The organism is Citrobacter sp. Cpo071 (assembly GCF_030332765.1).
In the GTDB taxonomy this organism is placed as follows: domain Bacteria; phylum Pseudomonadota; class Gammaproteobacteria; order Enterobacterales; family Enterobacteriaceae; genus Citrobacter; species Citrobacter portucalensis.
This window is the reverse complement of record NZ_JAOWHE010000068.1, coordinates 1-17601: the sequence shown is the minus strand read 5'-3', so window position 1 is coordinate 17601 and position 17601 is coordinate 1. Positions and strand designations below refer to the sequence as shown.

Annotated in this window: 19 protein-coding genes; 8 read left to right on the top strand and 11 right to left on the bottom strand. The window is 51.2% G+C overall.

Annotated elements, in window-relative coordinates; genetic code table 11:
- Window positions 1–12 precede the first annotated feature (12 nt).
- Genes dsbI through assT form a run of 3 tightly spaced genes read right to left on the bottom strand, consistent with a single transcriptional unit; the run spans window position 13 to window position 3193 of the window.
- On the bottom strand, window positions 13–690 hold the full coding sequence (gene dsbI, locus OGY09_RS04635; protein WP_032945038.1) for a protein-disulfide oxidoreductase DsbI: 678 nt from the start codon (window positions 688–690) through the stop codon (window positions 13–15).
- Window positions 691–704: 14 nt separating this feature from the next.
- Complete coding sequence (locus OGY09_RS04630) at window positions 705–1373, bottom strand: thiol:disulfide interchange protein DsbA/DsbL (RefSeq protein ID WP_032945036.1); 669 nt, start codon at window positions 1371–1373, stop codon at window positions 705–707.
- Window positions 1374–1396: 23 nt separating this feature from the next.
- Window positions 1397–3193, bottom strand: coding sequence for an arylsulfate sulfotransferase AssT (assT, locus tag OGY09_RS04625; RefSeq protein WP_008785832.1), 1797 nt, complete (start codon window positions 3191–3193; stop codon window positions 1397–1399).
- Window positions 3194–3590: 397 nt separating this feature from the next.
- Between assT and OGY09_RS04620 the strand changes: the two genes are divergently transcribed.
- Window positions 3591–3767 (top strand): hypothetical protein, encoded by a 177-nt coding sequence (locus OGY09_RS04620; protein WP_020996336.1) that lies wholly within the window; start codon window positions 3591–3593, stop codon window positions 3765–3767.
- Between the two features lie 65 nt (window positions 3768–3832).
- Here the strand turns inward: OGY09_RS04620 and zupT are convergent, their stop codons facing one another.
- Window positions 3833–4606, bottom strand: a complete 774-nt coding sequence (gene zupT / locus OGY09_RS04615; RefSeq protein WP_003024600.1) for a zinc transporter ZupT — start codon at window positions 4604–4606, stop codon at window positions 3833–3835.
- A gap of 147 nt (window positions 4607–4753) precedes the next feature.
- On the opposite strand from zupT, the gene ygiD reads away from it, so the two are divergent.
- Entirely contained in the window at window positions 4754–5542 is a 789-nt protein-coding gene (gene ygiD / locus OGY09_RS04610; RefSeq protein ID WP_032945034.1) for a 4,5-DOPA-extradiol-dioxygenase, read from the top strand.
- A gap of 85 nt (window positions 5543–5627) precedes the next feature.
- Here ygiD and OGY09_RS04605 read toward each other — a convergent pair whose 3' ends face one another.
- The 3 genes from OGY09_RS04605 to tolC form a co-directional block, all read right to left on the bottom strand.
- Entirely contained in the window at window positions 5628–6788 is a 1161-nt protein-coding gene (locus OGY09_RS04605) for a glutathionylspermidine synthase family protein (protein ID WP_008785828.1), read from the bottom strand.
- A gap of 5 nt (window positions 6789–6793) precedes the next feature.
- Complete coding sequence (locus OGY09_RS04600; protein WP_003024591.1) at window positions 6794–7471, bottom strand: DUF1190 family protein; 678 nt, start codon at window positions 7469–7471, stop codon at window positions 6794–6796.
- Window positions 7472–7618: 147 nt separating this feature from the next.
- Window positions 7619–9097, bottom strand: coding sequence for an outer membrane channel protein TolC (gene tolC / locus OGY09_RS04595; protein WP_122973808.1), 1479 nt, complete (start codon window positions 9095–9097; stop codon window positions 7619–7621).
- 199 nt (window positions 9098–9296) lie between these two features.
- Between tolC and nudF the strand changes: the two genes are divergently transcribed.
- Genes nudF through parE form a run of 5 tightly spaced genes read left to right on the top strand, consistent with a single transcriptional unit; the run spans window position 9297 to window position 13702 of the window.
- Window positions 9297–9929 carry an ADP-ribose diphosphatase gene (gene nudF / locus OGY09_RS04590; protein WP_032945031.1) on the top strand — a complete coding sequence of 211 codons (633 nt, stop codon included), beginning with the start codon at window positions 9297–9299 and terminating at the stop codon, window positions 9927–9929.
- A complete protein-coding gene (locus OGY09_RS04585) occupies window positions 9926–10348 on the top strand; it encodes a DUF1249 family protein (protein WP_003024582.1) in 423 nt (140 codons plus the stop codon). The genes nudF and OGY09_RS04585 overlap by 4 nt, the downstream gene beginning before the upstream one ends.
- 24 nt (window positions 10349–10372) lie before the next feature.
- A complete protein-coding gene (cpdA, locus tag OGY09_RS04580) occupies window positions 10373–11200 on the top strand; it encodes a 3',5'-cyclic-AMP phosphodiesterase (protein ID WP_008785825.1) in 828 nt (275 codons plus the stop codon).
- Window positions 11200–11781, top strand: coding sequence for an esterase YqiA (gene yqiA / locus OGY09_RS04575; RefSeq protein ID WP_003024575.1), 582 nt, complete (start codon window positions 11200–11202; stop codon window positions 11779–11781). The genes cpdA and yqiA overlap by 1 nt, the downstream gene beginning before the upstream one ends.
- Before the next feature lie 28 nt (window positions 11782–11809).
- Window positions 11810–13702 carry a DNA topoisomerase IV subunit B gene (gene parE / locus OGY09_RS04570; protein WP_003024571.1) on the top strand — a complete coding sequence of 631 codons (1893 nt, stop codon included), beginning with the start codon at window positions 11810–11812 and terminating at the stop codon, window positions 13700–13702.
- A gap of 106 nt (window positions 13703–13808) precedes the next feature.
- Here parE and OGY09_RS04565 read toward each other — a convergent pair whose 3' ends face one another.
- The 4 genes from OGY09_RS04565 to qseB all read right to left on the bottom strand — a co-directional run bounded on the left by OGY09_RS04565 (window position 13809) and on the right by qseB (window position 16850).
- Window positions 13809–14123: a putative quinol monooxygenase gene (locus tag OGY09_RS04565; RefSeq protein WP_003024557.1), complete on the bottom strand. Its 315-nt coding sequence runs from the start codon at window positions 14121–14123 to the stop codon at window positions 13809–13811.
- 30 nt (window positions 14124–14153) lie between these two features.
- A complete protein-coding gene (locus OGY09_RS04560; protein WP_032945029.1) occupies window positions 14154–14735 on the bottom strand; it encodes an NAD(P)H-dependent oxidoreductase in 582 nt (193 codons plus the stop codon).
- A 109-nt stretch (window positions 14736–14844) separates the two neighbouring features.
- Complete coding sequence (qseC, locus tag OGY09_RS04555; RefSeq protein ID WP_032945028.1) at window positions 14845–16194, bottom strand: quorum sensing histidine kinase QseC; 1350 nt, start codon at window positions 16192–16194, stop codon at window positions 14845–14847.
- On the bottom strand, window positions 16191–16850 hold the full coding sequence (gene qseB, locus OGY09_RS04550) for a quorum sensing response regulator transcription factor QseB (RefSeq protein WP_032945026.1): 660 nt from the start codon (window positions 16848–16850) through the stop codon (window positions 16191–16193). The genes qseC and qseB overlap by 4 nt, the downstream gene beginning before the upstream one ends.
- A gap of 148 nt (window positions 16851–16998) precedes the next feature.
- Here qseB and OGY09_RS04545 point away from each other — a divergent pair, with 148 nt between their 5' ends.
- A complete protein-coding gene (locus OGY09_RS04545; RefSeq protein WP_003024544.1) occupies window positions 16999–17397 on the top strand; it encodes a YgiW/YdeI family stress tolerance OB fold protein in 399 nt (132 codons plus the stop codon).
- Window positions 17398–17601 lie beyond the last annotated feature (204 nt).

Sequence of the window (17601 nt, the reverse complement as noted above, 5' to 3'; positions counted from 1 at the left end):
ATTACAACCTGGCTATTTTTTTCTGGCCAGTTTAAGTGCCCAGGCTCCGCTCATTACCAGCAACAGCACTAAACACAAACCAAAAGCGAGCAGGCAGGCCTGCGCCATATTCATAAAATGCCATGGCGGGAGCAGATACCAGCCTTCGGACTGCTGGTACAGATCGACAAACCACTTTTGCACACTGCTAAGCGCTACGCCATCAGGAACGACAGGTGCGTCATAGCCGCAATCTCCAGTGGGCTTAAACCATTCTGGAGCCCAGTTTGCCAGCGGCAAATTGAAAGGGAATGTCGGATCGGTGGAACATCCCTGTACGCCAAAGAGCGAATCCGGGTCCGGGTTATGTACCGCATAATGAATGCCATTAAGTTTGATGGAGAACTTAATACCTATAATGCTGCCATAAAATGCCGCAATGCAGCCGACCAGTTTTAGAATAAGGTTTTTAGGGTTTATTGCCGCGATCAGCCCACCCAAAACCATCACAAACATGGCAAAGCGGATGTATACACATTGCTCGCAGGGGGCCATGTAGAGATAGATTTGGAAGAACGAGTGCGCCAGAATAATTAACCCACCCATGGCACAAGCCATTAGCAACCACAAAAAGCGTCGCTCCTGCCATCTCACCAGGGTATCAACCGGTGCGGTACATAAGTCTCGCCACAATCCTTTAATAAAAGCCATAGCCGGTTCCCTGTTTATTTTGTCGCCAGCTCTCTGACAAGCTCAGCCATGGAATCAATCGATTTGATGCTTTTGGTGTAGATCAGGTACTTACCATTGACGACGTAAGCCGGAACGCCCTGAATTTTGGCAACATCATAAGCCGCTTTCCATTTTTCCAAGGTCTCCTGGACTACGGGTTCTTTTAAGGCGATCTCGAAGTCTGCTTGACTCATACCCGCAGCATCCAGCCCTGTTTTGATGAATGAAGCGGGATCTTTACCGTCAGACCAGCGTTCCTTCTTGTCGTGGTAGGCAGTGTAGTAAGCAAACTTGGCTTTTTTAAACTGTGATTTGGCGTCAAACAATGAGACCCCTGCGGCCTGATCCTTCGCAATCATTACTGCAAATACTTCACTGGCCTGTTTGCCATATTTTCCTTTGGTTTCGAGATGAAACGGTGTGAAGGCGACGAGATCGGCAACTTTTTCTGACACCGGGCCGGTCACGGCTTTATCATATTTGTAGCAGAATGGGCAGTCGTAGCTGAATACTTTTATCAACGTCTTATCAGCATTGGGAATCGGTTTCTCCAGTACCATATAGTCAGTACCTTCAGTAAAAGCCGATGCTGCAAATGGTGATACCAGCGCCGCCGTTAATACCACGCTTTTAAATAATGAAGTAATCCATTTAGATGACATAATTAATCCTTAATCTAACGAAATTATTTAAACATTTGTTGTGGGCGAACCAGTAATGCGCGGTAGTGCGTTTGGTTTGGTTTATCGGAAAGGACATCAATTTCGACTTTGACTTCTTTTGTTTTGTAGTCAATTTCGTTGATTTTGCCGATGGTTGGCTGTCCAACGTCAAATAAATTAATAGAACCACCAAATCCAAACATCGTGTCGCGGTCTTTTTGATATTCAATTACCGACGTGATAGGACTGTAGAAATCATAACCGCGCTCTTTCCCGTATTCCCAAACCTGCTGAACGGTTCCTTTTTTCTCGTCAATTTTATATTCGACGAATCGGGAGTATTTCATTGTAGGTAGAGCCGGTTGTTCGAGTCCACGGCCATCGCCATTGTCAAAGATGGTTAGTGTTCCTTTGCTGGAGAGCCAGGCGGTGTGTTGGGTGTAGGTAAAATCGAAATCAGTATTCTCGCACTTACCGTTTTCATCACACTTCAGCGCGTTGCCCTTATCATCAACCGGTTTTAACAGTTTGCTTGCCAGCGCCTTATTCCAGCCTTTAGACGGTGCCAGGATCCATTTAACCTGTTTATCACGACCGATTTTGACGACACCCTGATGGCGGGAAGAAAGAATGATGGAGTCATCTTTAGCGTCATAGGCAATGGAGTTTACGTGAGCCCAGTTACGGCCCGCACCAACGCCGAGGGCGTCACCATAGGGGGTATCTGGCTCTAGTTTTGCCTGTTGGCCTGCATGAGCGAGATCCACGTTGACGCATACCGCGCCTGCGTCCAGAGCACCCAGCAGCGCGTCACGCATCGGGTCGAGAATTTGTGTCAGATCCCATACGTCAACAACACGTCCAGATTTATCGACTTCAATAATCTGGTCGCGGATGGTATGTACGTGAAGGCCATCTTCTTTGCGATAATCGCGTTTACCTACGCGTAGCAGTACGGTGCCGTTCACTGTTTCGACCGACTCATGTGAAGCATCCAGGAATCCGCGAGGCAGCTTATGGTCGGCCAGAATTTGCCCCAGCATATCGAATTCATACCAGTGCTGGCCCTGGACGGCGGTGAAGGTGCCTCGCGGTGTTTCACGAATACCCATCAGGTAGCCGCGCTTGTTGATATCCATGTCATGGCCGTCATAGAAGGTGTCCTGATCCAGCCACCACCGATATTCACCTTCCGTATCGACGACAAAGGTAAAGGGTGCGATATCAAAGGGGAGTGCGCCGCCAGCTGGACCCGCATCCAGGATGCCGGCATTTTTATCTTTTTCACCATGCCAGTGGAATTCCGCCCCCTGCGGGGTAAAGGTGTGGGTATTCACCAGATAAAGACGATCTTCAAAACCCGGTGCTACTTTAATCACTTTTGTTTGCTGTAAATCAGATATTGAGCGGTTATCCATGTAGTGATTTACGATGGCGGAAGTTTGCACCACATAATCATCTTTCATGGCCTTACCGTTTTCTTTATATTCAACGGTTACCTTATTTGCGAACTTTTGATAAAGGCCAAAAATAGGAATGCCATCGTACGTGGCGAGTGACTCTTTGCCGACGGTATAAGTCACCGGAACGCCTTTTTCACCTTTACCATGGACGGTAACTTTAACATCTGAAATAACGTGGCTATCTAATTCAACCAGCGCAGTAAGTGGGGCATTTCCATAAGGGTCAACTACTATTGCGCCCAATTTTCCTGCAGGTTGGGCCGGTTGAAAACCAGCGGCAAGAGAGTTTCCTGCTGCTAATCCAAATGTCAGTGCCAGAGTCCCTGCCAGAAGTGTTTTTCGGTATTGTGTAAACATGGATATATCTCCTTATATTACCTATAAATATAATCTTGCTGAATATATTATGTTTTTACTGTTTTGATAAAATAAAGCAGCATTGCTAATACTACTTTTGTAATGCATTGATTAATATTGATGAAATGTATTATTCTGCAGAAACTAATTTTTATTATTTTTTTTGATAGTATGAGTGAGATATTTTAAGAACAATATTTATTATTGCGTAGTGTGATCTTGTCGACATTGTTTTAATTGTTTATAACGAGTTTGGCTAATAGCGTAGCCGCTGATTTATATGATCGAAATCATATATTTGTTTCTGAAATATGCCACTATATGAGTATGTCAGAATAAGTTTGTGTAAAATTTTAACGTTAAATGTTTAATGATGTTAAATTTTAAGGGTAAAAGAATGTTTATTGCCTGGTATTGGATTGTATTAATTGCACTCGTTGCGCTGGGGTATTATTGCCATATGAAACGTTATTGTCGGGCATTCCGCCAGGACAGAGATGCCTTACTTGAAGCGCGAAACAAACTCTTTCGCCGCTCTGGTGAAGATAACAGCGCGGTTAAGGAACAGGATTAGTCCTTCATATTCTGCTATGGATGAGCGGATGCTGTAAATTTGCAGGGTGGCATCCGCCCTCTGGATTATCCGATTCCCATCGACTGGAGGATGACGAGGCTTAATCCCATCACCGACATTCCACATAACACCCCATAGCTGGGATTATTATTGGGATCGATCTCTTTTGCCAACGGCATCAATTCATCGACGGACAGCGCCACCATAATACCTGCGACTGCCGCCATTATTGCCGCCATCACCACCGGTGATATCAGGCTACCGAGAATTAACCACGCCAGTACGCCGCCCAGTATTTCTGCCATACCTGAAATCCCTGCCCAGAATATCGCCGTACGTTTGGAGCCTGTGGCTGCATAGACGGGACCCGCCACCGCTAATCCTTCAGGAATATTGTGCAATGCAACGGCGAGGGCAATACCAAAGCCCAGCTCAAGGTTGCTACTGGCGGTAACAAACGTCGCAATCCCTTCAGGAAAGTTGTGCAGGCTGATGCCGAGCGTTAATAAAATCGCGGTGCGTTTAATAGAGCCGGGTAGAGGCTGCGTTGTTTTTTGTACCAGATCCTGAGGGTGCGCGTGCGGCAATAGACGGTCCAGGCCAAAGTAGCCCAGTAAGCCGACGATAAACATTCCGTAGCCCAGCACTGGCGACATACCTTCAGCGGCCAGCGCAGCAGGTAGCATCTCCATAAGGGAGATCAGTAGCATAATCCCGGCGGCGAAGCCTAAAGAAAAGGCAAGAACGCGGTTAGACGGTTTTTGCCCTAACACGCCGAGAAATGCGCCGATAAACGTGGCGGCACCTGCCAGTAAAGTCAGAAGTAAAGGTACTGACATCGACAAATAAAACTCCTTATCAATCTGCTGTCCGGGTTAGATCGTCAAAATAACTGATGATCTTCATCATGGTTATCTGAGTTCTTCATCAACCGAATAAGCGTATTGTGGTGGTATCAAAATGACTCCCTCAGTAAGGATATCATCATGTCTTCAACTCGTATGCCAGCATTGTTTTTGGGTCACGGTAGCCCGATGAATGTTCTGGAAGATAACGTTTATACCCGTGCCTGGCAGCAACTGGGGGAAACGTTGCCGCGTCCGAAAGCCATTGTGGTGGTCTCGGCGCACTGGTTCACCCGTGGAACGGGTGTGACTGCGATGGAAGCCCCCAAAACGATCCACGATTTTGGCGGTTTTCCGCAAGCATTATATGACACCCATTACCCGGCTCCCGGCTCGCCTGAACTGGCGCAGCATCTGGTTGACTTACTTGCTCCAGTGCCTGTGACCCTGGACAAAGAAGCCTGGGGTTTTGACCACGGTTCCTGGGGCGTTCTGATCAAGATGTATCCGAATGCGGACATTCCGATGGTGCAGTTGAGTATCGACAGCACCAAACCCGCGTCATGGCATTTTGAGATGGGCCGTAAGCTGGCGGCGCTGCGTGATGAGGGCATTATGCTGGTGGCCAGTGGTAACGTGGTGCATAACCTGCGCACTGCGCGTTGGCACGGTGAGAACACGCCTTATCCGTGGGCGACTTCATTCAATGACTATGTTAAGGCAAACCTGACATGGCAGGGACCGGTTGAGCAGCACCCATTGGTGAACTATCTCGATCATGAAGGTGGATCGTTGTCGAACCCGACGCCGGATCACTATCTGCCGCTGCTGTATGTACTCGGGGCTTGGGACGGTAAAGAGTCTGTCACGATCCCGGTAGATGGTATTGAGATGGGAAGTTTAAGTATGTTGTCGGTGCAGGTTGGATGATGAATGCCCGATGGCACTGCGCTTATCGGGCATTAAGTTCGCGTCGTAGGCCGGGTAAGGCGAAGTCACCACCCGGCTCTCTCAATTATTCGACAAAAATATGCGGATAGAAACGTGACAGATCCTGCGTGATTAATGCGCGGTCTTCACGAATGCCGATCCCGGCTGGTTGATCGTTGATCAGCCAGCTGCCAATCAGCATATAGCTGTCGCCAAACTTCGGTAGCTGATGAAACTGCTGCACGATCATGCCTTCTTCACCGTACGGTCCTTCCACGGATTCGATCGTTTTACCGTTCTCAACGATGGAGACGTTAGCCCCCTCGCGCGAGAAGATCGGTTTTACGACGAATTTATCCATCTGCGGATGGTCGTCTTCGGCGAAGTACGCTGGCAGCAGGTTCGGATGGTCCGGGAACATTTCCCATAACAGCGGCAACAGTGCTTTGTTGGAGATAATGCTCTTCCAGGCCGGTTCCAGCCAGCGAACGCCAGCGTCTTCCAGCTTGGTGGAGAACATTTCACGCAGCATGAATTCCCACGGATAGAGCTTGAACAGGTTAGCAATTACCTGATCCTGCATGTCGGTGAACTGACCTTTTTCACCAAGACCAATATCTTCTACATAGAGGAATTCTGTTGCGATCTCAGCTTCGGCAGCGCAATCCTGCAGATACTGGATCGTACCGCGATCTTCTACCGTATCACGACAGCAGGTCAGATGAAGCAGTTGAAAACCATACTGCTCACGCAGCTCGGTGAAACGCTCGATCAGTTTTTCCTGCAGACTGTTGAACTGATCGCTGCCTTCCGGCAGGTTGCCCGCATTGAGCTGATCTTCCAGCCAGATCCACTGGAAAAACGCGGCTTCGTACAGCGAGGTTGGCGTATCGGCGTTGTTTTCTAAAAGCTTGGGTTCACCCGTGCCGTCCCATGCCAGATCGAGACGTGAATAGAGCGACGGTTGCTGTGTCTGCCAGGACTGGCGGACAAAGCCCCAGGTATGCTTCGGAATGCGAAACTTGGTCATCAGCTCATCGCTGGCGATGACCTTTTCCACTACCTTGAGGCACATTTGATGCAGCTCTGCGGTGACCTCTTCCAGCTTTTCAACCTGAGCAAGGGTGAGCTTATAGTACGCGTCTTCACACCAGTACGGTTCGCCGTACATAGTGTGAAAATTGAAACCGTATTCGGTGGCTTTGTCGCGCCAGTCCGGGCGCTCAACAATACTGACTCTTTCCATGACGATCAGCCACCCATTGAACGTGTGGTGGTACCGCTTGCGCTACGCTGCATGGTGCTCTGTTTGGCCACAGACTCACCAAATCCGCCGCGGGTTACGGTAGAGGTGGTGGCAGGTTTCGGTGCCATAGCGGTTTTCGGTACGGTCATGGTGCGACCCGGCGTTGCTGCGCCGTAGTTTTTACCGCTGGCATCCGTGTATTTGCCGTAAGCCGGGCTGGCTGGGTTTTTCGAGCTGAACAGCGGTTGCTGAGCGCCCATTCCGCCGCCCATCAGTCGACCCATCATGTAGCCCGCCATCAGCGGCATCCAGAAGCTGCCGCTGCTTTGATTCTGTGCCTGAGCCTGGCCTTCACCGGTCGGCGCCATACCCGCTTGCGCAGGAGCCTGCTGGCACTGGCCTTCGCCGAATTCAGCGATACAGTCTTCACGAGTGGCGTATTTTGGCGCGGTACGTTCAGCTTCTTTCAGCGCATTGTTAAACGCGGTAGTACATTCGGCGCTTTTACCCGGATTCGCCGCAGAGCAGTCGTCAGCGTTCTGATAAAGCGAAACCGTTTCGTCGCTCTTTTCACAGCCCGCGAGCATAAACACAGCGGTAACTGCCAGGGCGACAGGAGTCAGATGGCGCGCGCTCCAGCTTTTGCGGAACGAGGCGTGATGTATAGATTTTGTCCGTTTCATTTATGTCTTCCAGTACCCAGTGGTAACTCTGCTCAGAATAGAGGATGACTGGTCGAAATTGAAGCGGTAAGAGGCGAGAATGCGGAAGAAGGGGCGGATCTTTACGTTGTCTTACGTTCAGACGGGGCCGAAGCCCCGTCATCAGCATCAGTTACGGAACGGGTTGTTGCCGGTGCTGCTGGTTGAACGTACTGCTGTCGGCTGCGCCGCAGGTGTCGCGCTGTTGGACGTATAACCGTCCGCCGCGGCGTCTTGCTGCGCATTTTCCGGCGCGATCGTATCCGGAGTCGTGGATACTGGTTTACCCAGCGTATTGTTCAGTGCCACCAGATCCTGCTCGTTCAGCGTACCGAGCGCAGATTTGACGTTTAACTGGTTGATAAGATAGGTATAACGCGCATTCGCCAGTTGCTGCTTGGCGTTGTAAAGCGTGGTGGTGGCATCCAACACATCCACAATGGTACGTGTACCTACGGAATAGCCAGCTTCCATCGCATCCAAAGAACTTTGTGCAGAGACAACCGCTTGTTTGTACGCGTTAATGCTACTGATAGACGCATTAATGTTGTTGAACGAAGAACGAACGGTCTGCACCACGCTGCGGTGTGCGCTTTCCAGTTGTTCACTCGCGCCAACAAAGTTGTACTGCGCTTGTTTCACCTGCGAGTTAACCATTCCGCCCTGGTACAGCGGCAGTGAGAAGCTCAGACCGATTTTATTCTGGCCCATGTTGCTGTCGTCATACTGGGAGGTGTTGGTTTTAGACCCGCTGTACGAGGTGTCAGATACCCCGGTAGAGGCGGTCAAATCCAGGGTCGGTAAATGACCATCCTGCGCCAGACGAATCTGCTCACGTGCCAGATCCTGGCTCAAACGGGCCTGCAATAACGACAGGTTGCGGTTTTCTGCTTCTTTCAGCAGCGCGTTCACCGCCTGCGGTTTGTTGGTTTTAAAACCATCAACGTTCAGTGAAGCCAGTTCCGGGTAGTAGTTACCGGTTACCTGGCGCAGCTGTTCTACCGCGTTATCCAGATTGTTACGCGCGGTAACTTCATTCGCCAGTACAGTATCGTATTGTGAACGGGCGTTTTGTACGTCAGTGATGGCAACCAGGCCAACGTTAAAACGCTGAGTGGTCTGATCTAACTGACGATAGACCGCATCTTTCTGTGCCTGAGTGTAAGAAAGCACGTCAATTGCGTTTAGTACGTTAAAATAGGCCGTGGCGGTATTCAGGATCAGCGTTTGCTGATCGGTCTGATAGGTCACGTCCTGGATGCCCGCTGATTTTTCTTGCAGCGTCAGGGCACGCCATTTAGACATGTCAAAAATAGACTGAGTTAACTGCAAAGATGCGCTGGTGGCGTTGGAGTTGACGCCATTTGCATCACGGTAGCCATTGCTGTAGGTGTAATCGGCACCTAAACCCAGTTGCGGCAGTAATGGGCTACGCGCTTCGTTAATTTTTTCGAATGCAGCATCGCGATCGGCGGCGGATTTACGCAATTCCGGGTTGCTCAGGCGTGCTTGCTGATAAACCTGCATCAGGTTTTCTGCCTGGCTCAAAGTACTGAACCCCGACAGGCTCAGGCCGATAAGGATGGGGAGCAATTTCTTCATTTGCATTCCTTGTTGTGAAGCAGTATTTAGCGCTGATCAAATTGTAAAAATATTTGCTGATTCTAGCAGAATCCGCCACTTCAAAAAGTTGGCGTTACGTGCCATACGGCGTTAATTTGCATCAATTTAACACAAGGGCGTTCAAACATCAGTCAAACGACCTTGAAATTCACATTTTAATCACTATTGGTTTCAGGACAGCACAATGCGTAAACCAGACAACTTGCCAATGACTTTCACTAAAAATGATGTAGAAATTATTGCACGAGAAAAGCTATACCGCGGTTTTTTTTCACTGGATCTTTATCGGTTTCGCCATCGCCTGTTTAACGGGGGGATGAGCGGCGAGGTAACGCGCGAAATTTTTGAGCGCGGACACGCGGCAGTCTTGCTACCCTTTGACCCTGAGCGAGATGAAGTGGTGCTGGTCGAGCAGATCCGTATCGCGGCATTTGATACCAGCGAAAGCCCGTGGTTACTGGAAATGGTGGCCGGGATGATCGAAGAGGGCGAAACCGTTGAAGATGTAGCCCGTCGTGAAGCAATGGAAGAGGCCGGGCTGGAAGTTAAGCGGACGAAGCCCGTTCTGAGCTATCTGGCAAGCCCGGGTGGCACCAGTGAGCGCCTGTCTATTTTAGTCGGCGAAGTGGACGCCACGACCGCGAGCGGGATCCATGGTCTGGCTGATGAAAACGAAGATATTCGTGTTCATGTGGTAAGCCGGGAACAGGCTTACCAATGGGTAGAAGAGGGGAAAATCGACAACGCAGCGTCTGTCATCGCCTTGCAATGGTTACAGCTGCACTATCAAGAGTTAAAAACTGAGTGGAAAAAATGAAGCGTTACACACCTGACTTCCCTGAAATGATGCGTCTGTGCGAAACCAACTATTCGCAATTGCGCCGCCTGCTGCCACGTAATGATGCAGCCGGTGAAACAGTGAGCTATCAGGTAGCAAACGCACAATATCGGTTAACGATCGTGGAATCGACCCGATACACTACGCTTGTTGCGATCGAACAAACGGCACCGGCCGTCACATACTGGAGCCTGCCTTCATTGACCGTGCGCCTGTATCATGACGCAAGGGTGGCTGAAGTGTGTTCAAGTCAGCAGATCTTTCGCTTCAAAGCGCGGTATGATTATCCAAATAAAAAGTTGCATCAACGCGACGAAAAGCATCAAATTAATCAGTTTTTGGCCGACTGGTTACGGTACTGTTTAGCACATGGAGCGATGGCGATTCCGGTTTATTAGCGTCGTGAAACCTAAGGACACCATTTGGAAAGCCTGTTAACCCTTCCTTTGGCTGGTGAGGCCAGAGTCAGGATCTTACAAATTACAGACACTCACCTGTTTGCCGAAAAGCATGAAACGCTGCTGGGTGTGAACACCTGGGACAGCTATCAATCCGTACTGGATGCAATACATGCAGAGTCGCCTGAGTACGATCTGATCGTCGCGACGGGTGATTTGGCGCAGGATCAATCCGCTGCGGCTTATCAGCATTTTGCTGAGGGCATCGCAAGTTTTCGTGCACCCTGCGTTTGGCTACCGGGCAATCACGATTTTCAGCCGGCAATGTACAGCGCGCTGCAGGATGCGGGCATTTCCCCGGCCAAACGCGTTTTCATTGGCGAACAGTGGCAAATCTTGCTGCTCGACAGCCAGGTGTTCGGCGTTCCCCACGGTGAGTTAAGTGAATTCCAGCTCGAATGGCTGGAGCGTAAACTTGCTGATGCGCCAGAGCGTAATACCTTGCTGCTTCTGCATCATCATCCTCTGCCTGCGGGCTGCAGCTGGCTCGATCAGCACAGTCTGCGTAATGCCGCTGAGCTGGATAACGTGCTGGTGAATTATCCTCGCGCCAGGTATCTATTGTGCGGGCATATTCATCAGGAACTGGATCTGGACTGGAACGGTCGCCGTCTGCTGGCGACGCCGTCGACCTGCGTGCAATTTAAACCGCACTGTTCCAACTTCACATTGGATACCATCAGCCCAGGCTGGCGGACGCTGGAGCTTTTTGCCGACGGGACGTTGCAGACTCAGGTACGTCGTCTGCAGGGTAATCGGTTCCACCCTGATACCGCTTCAGAAGGCTACTGATGTCTACGCTTCTCTATCTTCACGGATTTAATAGCTCTCCTCGTTCGGCGAAGGCGTGTTTACTGAAAAACTGGCTGGCAGAACACCACCCGCACGTTGAGATGATCGTGCCGCAGCTACCTCCGTATCCTGCGCAAGCCGCAGAGATGCTGGAATCGATCATTCTTGAACACGGCGGGGAGTCGCTGGGGATTGTCGGTTCCTCTTTAGGCGGCTATTACGCCACCTGGCTGTCGCAATGTTTTATGCTGCCGGCAGTGGTGGTGAACCCTGCTGTACGGCCTTATGAACTGCTGGTCGACTATCTCGGTCAAAACGAGAACCCCTACACGGGACAGCAATATGTGCTAGAGTCACGCCATATTTACGATCTTAAAGTCATGCAGATTGACCCGCTGGAAGCGCCGGATTTGATCTGGCTGCTCCAACAAACGGGCGATGAAGTGTTGGACTACCGCCAGGCGGTGGCGTATTACGCCTCCTGCCGTCAGACAGTTATTGAGGGCGGAAACCACGCATTCACGGGCTTCGAAGATTATTTCAACCCGATTGTCGATTTCCTTGGACTGCACAGTTTCTGACGATCAATTCGAATTGCTTATTTAAACCATGACGCAAACTTATAACGCTGATGCCATTGAGGTACTCACTGGGCTTGAGCCGGTACGCCGTCGCCCTGGGATGTACACCGATACGACCCGTCCGAACCATCTTGGGCAGGAAGTGATTGATAACAGTGTGGATGAAGCACTGGCGGGCCACGCAAAACGCGTGGACGTGATCTTACATGCCGACCAGTCTCTGGAAGTCATTGATGACGGACGCGGCATGCCGGTAGATATTCACCCTGAAGAAGGCGTTCCGGCGGTTGAGCTGATCCTCTGTCGTCTGCACGCGGGCGGCAAGTTCTCTAACAAGAACTACCAGTTCTCCGGTGGTCTGCACGGTGTGGGTATCTCCGTTGTTAACGCCCTGTCCAAACGTGTGGAAGTGAACGTGCGCCGCGACGGGCAGGTATACAACATCGCGTTTGAGAATGGCGATAAAGTGCAGGATTTACAGGTTGTCGGTACCTGCGGCAAACGCAATACCGGGACCAGCGTGCACTTCTGGCCGGATGAAAGCTTCTTTGACAGCCCGCGTTTTTCTGTTTCGCGCTTAACGCACGTACTGAAAGCAAAAGCGGTACTGTGCCCAGGCGTTGAGATCACTTTTAAGGATGAGGTCAACAACAGCGAACAGCGCTGGTGCTACCAGGATGGTTTAAATGACTATCTGAGCGAAGCGGTGAATGGCCTACCGACGCTGCCGGAAAAACCGTTTATCGGTAATTTCAGCGGTGAGACGGAGACGGTGGACTGGGCGCTGCTCTGGCTGCCGGAAGGCGGCGAGCTGCTGACCGAAAGCTATGTGAACCTGATCCCAACCATGCAGGGCGGTACGCACGTTAACGGTCTGCGTCAGGGACTGCTGGATGCGATGCGCGAGTTCTGCGAGTACCGTAACATCCTGCCGCGTGGCGTGAAGCTGTCGGCGGAAGATATCTGGGATCGCTGTGCTTATGTGTTGTCGGTAAAAATGCAGGATCCGCAGTTTGCCGGACAAACCAAAGAGCGCCTCTCTTCGCGTCAGTGTGCGGCATTCGTCTCTGGCGTGGTGAAAGATGCATTCAGCCTGTGGCTGAACCAGAACGTGCAGTCAGCCGAACTGCTGGCTGAGATGGCGATTTCCAGCGCGCAGCGTCGTCTGCGTGCAGCGAAAAAAGTAGTGCGTAAAAAGCTGACCAGCGGGCCGGCGCTGCCGGGTAAACTGGCGGACTGTACCGCACAGGATCTTAATCGCACCGAACTGTTCCTTGTCGAAGGTGACTCGGCGGGCGGATCGGCCAAGCAGGCGCGCGATCGTGAATATCAGGCGATCATGCCGCTGAAAGGTAAGATCCTCAATACCTGGGAAGTCTCTTCCGATGAAGTGCTGGCTTCGCAGGAGGTTCACGATATTTCCGTGGCGATCGGTATCGATCCGGACAGCGACGATCTGAGCCAATTGCGCTATGGCAAGATCTGTATCCTGGCGGATGCGGACTCCGATGGCCTGCACATCGCCACGCTGCTGTGCGCGCTGTTTGTGAAGCACTTCCGCACGCTAGTGAAACACGGTCACGTCTACGTGGCGCTGCCGCCGTTATACCGTATCGACCTCGGCAAAGAGGTCTATTACGCGCTGACGGAAGAAGAGAAAGCGGGCGTACTGGAGCAGTTAAAGCGCAAGAAAGGCAAGCCGAACGTGCAGCGCTTTAAAGGTCTGGGTGAAATGAACCCGATGCAGCTTCGTGAAACTACGCTGGATCCGAACACCCGTCGCCTGGTGCAGCTCATTATCGATGATGAAGACGATCAGCGTACCAACGCAATGATGGATATGCTGCTGGCCAAGAAGCGTTCTGAAGATCGTCGTAACTGGTTGCAGGAGAAAGGCGACCTGGCGGATCTCGAAGGGTAATTGCATGTAGAAAAGCCGGAGACGGGCGTAAAATGCCTTATCCGGCTCTCATCTGACGAAGCGATTTATGCCGGATAGCTAAGCGTCACCCGGCAAATCGACAATCTTAAATGCCCGACTCCAGAATACGAATATTCATGTCCAGCACGTCACCTTTCACGGCTTCGCTGTAGGCTTTCATATGCGGGGTCTGCAAATGCGCTTCAAGATGCGCGATGCTTTCCCACTGCTCAACCATCACGATTGAATCTGGTGCTGTAGTCTGAAAACTCACACCTGCGGCATGATCCACCATCGGCGCATAGCCGTGGCAGCCTTCTTCTTTCAGTACGGTCGGAACGATTTTGGCAAACTGATCCAGTACCGCCTGGCGGTGATGTTGACCTGGACGTGTACGGATTTCTGCAATAACGGTAAGCATGGTTAACTCCTTCTAATTCCAGGTTACCAGTTAACCAAAAATTTCGGTCAGATGCTTGCGATATTCTGCGATATAACGCGGGACGTCCGGCATTTTAATCACGTCATTGGTGATAAAGGTCGGCAGCGCTTCCATTCCCAGGAACTGGTTTGCTTTATGGAAAGGGAGATAGACGCCATCAACGCCAACGCCATGGAAGAACTGGTCTTTTTCAGTGAAGGCTTCCATCGGTGCGTTCCAGGTCAGGGACAGCATGTATTTTTTGCCCTGAATCAGCCCGCCGGAACCGTATTTTTTTGACGCATCTGAACGCGTGCGACCATCGCTGGCGTACAGCGTACCGTGCCCGGCAGTGAACACGTCATCAATGTATTTCTTCACCGTCCACGGCGCGCCCATCCACCAACCCGGCATCTGCCAGATAACCGCATCGGCCCAGACGAAATTCTGCACTTCTGCTTTTACGTCATAATCGCTGTCTGCGCGTACGACTTTAACATCATGCCCGAGGTCGCGCAGGATACCGTCCGCGACCTCGGTCAGGGTGTCATTCAATTGCCCATTAGAATGGCCAAATTTTTTCGCACCGTTGATAATCAGAATGTTGCTCATTTTGTGTCCTCAAGGAAATACGTTTGAGGACGATTTTACTCCCACCAGCGGTGCGGTGAAATTAGCAAAATGTGCAAAGTCTTTTGCTATATGAGCAACAATAACGCAATTACCAACTGACTTTTGCTTCAAAGCCACCTTCCGGAGCGTTGCCAAACGAGGCTGACATTCCATGCAATATCGCGATACGACGGACAATCGACAGGCCGAGACCGCTGCCGGTCACGCTTTGCCCCGGTGGACGATAAAAGCGTTCTCCAATGTGCATCAGAACTTCCGGCGCAATACCTGGACCATTGTCTTTGACGCTAAAATTGCGGGCGTTGAGCGTCACTTCCACAATACTTCCCCGTGGACTATAGCGAATCGCATTATCCAGCAGATTTCGCACCATCAGGCTGAGTAACAGCGGTTGCCCGGTACATGTGATGCCGTGCGCGTTAATCTGCAAACGTACGTCAATATGCGCCTGCTGGGCCGAATGGTAGATATCCATCACCGAAGATTGCAGCAACTCCTCCAGCGAGATTTCTGCCACATCCTGAAGATTATCGAGGGAGTCGAGGCGCGAAAGCGTCAGGAGCTGATCGACCAGTCGGGTGGCGCGATCGATCCCGGCCTGCATCTGCATTAAGGCTTTTTGCCGTGCCTGCGGGTCATCGTCAGACAGTTGCGCCACTTCGGTTTGCACTTTCAGCGCCGTCAACGGACTACGCAGCTCGTGAGCGGCATCTGAAGTAAAGCGCCGTTCACGCACCATGGTGGTATGAATACGGGTGAAAAGTTGGTTGAGTGATTCAACCAGCGGGCGAACCTCGCCAGGAATGCCTTTCAAACTGAGCGGTTCTTCTGATTCCGGGTCGCGTAAACGTAGCGCCTGCGCCAGTTTCTTCAGTGGCTTAAGTTCAAGACTTAACAACACAATCAGGATTAACAGCATCAGCGGCAGAGCGACCAACCACGGCACCAATTGTGCTGTCACAATCGCTAAAGCCATATCTTCACGATATTCCCATTCCTGGCCGACAACGATTCGATACTTTTTATCTGCGGAAGTCAGCCAGACAAAACGCCATTTATCGTTGTCGCCATTCAGATAGCCATCGTCAAAACCTTCCCGGCGGTAGCTGTAGGGAATGTATTGGCCATTGTCGCCATCGTGAAGAACCATTTTCCCTTCTGGCGTGTAGGCCGCGAAGGTCAGTACATCGTCGTCAATATGACCATGCTTGAATTTTTTCGGGGTATGCGCGATGCGTTCAGAGGCTTTGAGTTCATCAAGATCCAGCGTGACCAGACGCTTGGCGAACAGCATTTGCTGCGTGTCGAACATCTCATTCACGTTATCGGTGGTTTGCTTCCAGGCGACAAAGCTGGAAATCAGCCAGGTCACTAAAACCAAAATCATGAAGATAAGCGTTAGCCTGATGCGCAGGCTGAGGCGTTGTGCGAGTTTCATGCGTCACCCAGGGTGTAGCCAATGCCATGCACGGTACGGATAAAGTCGCTGCCGAGCTTACGGCGTAAGTGATGGACGTGTACTTCAACCGCATTGCTGGAGACGTTTTCGCCCCAGGTATACAGTTTTTCTTCAATCAGTTTGCGGGGCAGGACGCGGCCCTTGTTACGCATAAGCAGCTCCAGCAGCGCGAACTCTTTGGGCTTAAGAGACAACGGTTCGCCAGCCGCCGTGGCGACCAGCGCGCCGGGATCAAGCGTCACCTCGCCATGGCGTAATGTGTTGCTGGCCTGGCCGCTGGCACGACGCACCAGCGCCTCCAGCCTGGCGGCAACTTCAATCAACGCGAAGGGTTTACACAGATAGTCGTCCGCGCCCAGGCGTAAGCCTTCAACGCGTTCTGCCAGCGCGTCGCGAGCGGTCAGAATCAGCACAGGCTCCTGCTTTCCGTTGGCTCGCCATTCGCGCAAAATGTCCCGTCCGTCTATGCCTGGCAGCGTCAGGTCGAGGATTACCGCATCATAAGGTGCGCTGTAGAGTGCTTCTTTCCCTTGGCGACCTTCGGTAAACCAGTCGATGCTGAAACCCATTTTACTCAGACCTGTTTTCAGGCCATCGCCAATCAACGTGTCATCTTCGATCAGTAAAATACGCATATGTTCATCCCTGCGAACTCATTTGCAGTTAGTAAACCTGTGGCTACAGCCTCTGTACAGCAAAAAAAGTATCTTTTTTTGCCTTAAGAACTTGTTAAGGATTAACTTATTTAATAGTCGTAAACCAACATGAAAGGGAGACATGACGATGAAAAAATTAGCTGCAATGGTTGCCGTAATGGCACTGTGTTCCGCACCTGTTCTGGCAGCTCAGCAGGGCGGCTTCTCTGGGCCAACGACAACCACCACGCAGAGCCAAAACGGCGGATTTGTCGGCCCGAACGGTAGCAGCACGACGGTAGAAAGCGCCAAATCACTGCGTGATGACACCTGGGTTACCCTGCGCGGGAACATCGTTGAGCGTATTTCCGACGACCTGTACGTGTTTAAAGATGCGACCGGCACGGTGAATGTGGATATCGACCACAAGCGCTGGAACGGCGTAACCGTCACACCGCAGGATGTGGTTGAAATCCAGGGTGAAGTGGATAAAGACTGGAACTCCGTTGAAATCGACGTAAAACAGATTACCAAAGTTGCTAAGTAATCCCCATCAGGGCCGCATTCGCGGCCCTTTTCTTTAGAGCTAGTCTTAATCCCAGTTGCCATAGGGGTAGGTTTTACCGTTGATAAACGCCTGCGTTGACGGGAGGAAGGTAAAACTGCCGCCCGGGACGACGTAGTCTTTACACAGGGTCAGGTCCTTGCCGGAGCGGGTTGTCAGTTTCAGGGGCGTGACCGGCAGGCTGGG

Coding starts and splice junctions, on each gene's coding strand:
- OGY09_RS04620 (WP_020996336.1), top strand. CDS start 3,591: ATGTTTATTGCCTGGTATTGGATTGTATTAATTGCACTCGTTGCGCTG.
- tolC (WP_122973808.1), bottom strand. CDS start 9,097: ATGCAAATGAAGAAATTGCTCCCCATCCTTATCGGCCTGAGCCTGTCG.
- nudF (WP_032945031.1), top strand. CDS start 9,297: ATGCGTAAACCAGACAACTTGCCAATGACTTTCACTAAAAATGATGTA.
- qseC (WP_032945028.1), bottom strand. CDS start 16,194: ATGAAACTCGCACAACGCCTCAGCCTGCGCATCAGGCTAACGCTTATC.
- ygiD (WP_032945034.1), top strand. CDS start 4,754: ATGTCTTCAACTCGTATGCCAGCATTGTTTTTGGGTCACGGTAGCCCG.
- qseB (WP_032945026.1), bottom strand. CDS start 16,850: ATGCGTATTTTACTGATCGAAGATGACACGTTGATTGGCGATGGCCTG.
- OGY09_RS04605 (WP_008785828.1), bottom strand. CDS start 6,788: ATGGAAAGAGTCAGTATTGTTGAGCGCCCGGACTGGCGCGACAAAGCC.
- assT (WP_008785832.1), bottom strand. CDS start 3,193: ATGTTTACACAATACCGAAAAACACTTCTGGCAGGGACTCTGGCACTG.
- OGY09_RS04560 (WP_032945029.1), bottom strand. CDS start 14,735: ATGAGCAACATTCTGATTATCAACGGTGCGAAAAAATTTGGCCATTCT.
- OGY09_RS04545 (WP_003024544.1), top strand. CDS start 16,999: ATGAAAAAATTAGCTGCAATGGTTGCCGTAATGGCACTGTGTTCCGCA.
- yqiA (WP_003024575.1), top strand. CDS start 11,200: ATGTCTACGCTTCTCTATCTTCACGGATTTAATAGCTCTCCTCGTTCG.
- dsbI (WP_032945038.1), bottom strand. CDS start 690: ATGGCTTTTATTAAAGGATTGTGGCGAGACTTATGTACCGCACCGGTT.
- OGY09_RS04585 (WP_003024582.1), top strand. CDS start 9,926: ATGAAGCGTTACACACCTGACTTCCCTGAAATGATGCGTCTGTGCGAA.
- zupT (WP_003024600.1), bottom strand. CDS start 4,606: ATGTCAGTACCTTTACTTCTGACTTTACTGGCAGGTGCCGCCACGTTT.
- OGY09_RS04630 (WP_032945036.1), bottom strand. CDS start 1,373: ATGTCATCTAAATGGATTACTTCATTATTTAAAAGCGTGGTATTAACG.
- OGY09_RS04600 (WP_003024591.1), bottom strand. CDS start 7,471: ATGAAACGGACAAAATCTATACATCACGCCTCGTTCCGCAAAAGCTGG.
- OGY09_RS04565 (WP_003024557.1), bottom strand. CDS start 14,123: ATGCTTACCGTTATTGCAGAAATCCGTACACGTCCAGGTCAACATCAC.
- parE (WP_003024571.1), top strand. CDS start 11,810: ATGACGCAAACTTATAACGCTGATGCCATTGAGGTACTCACTGGGCTT.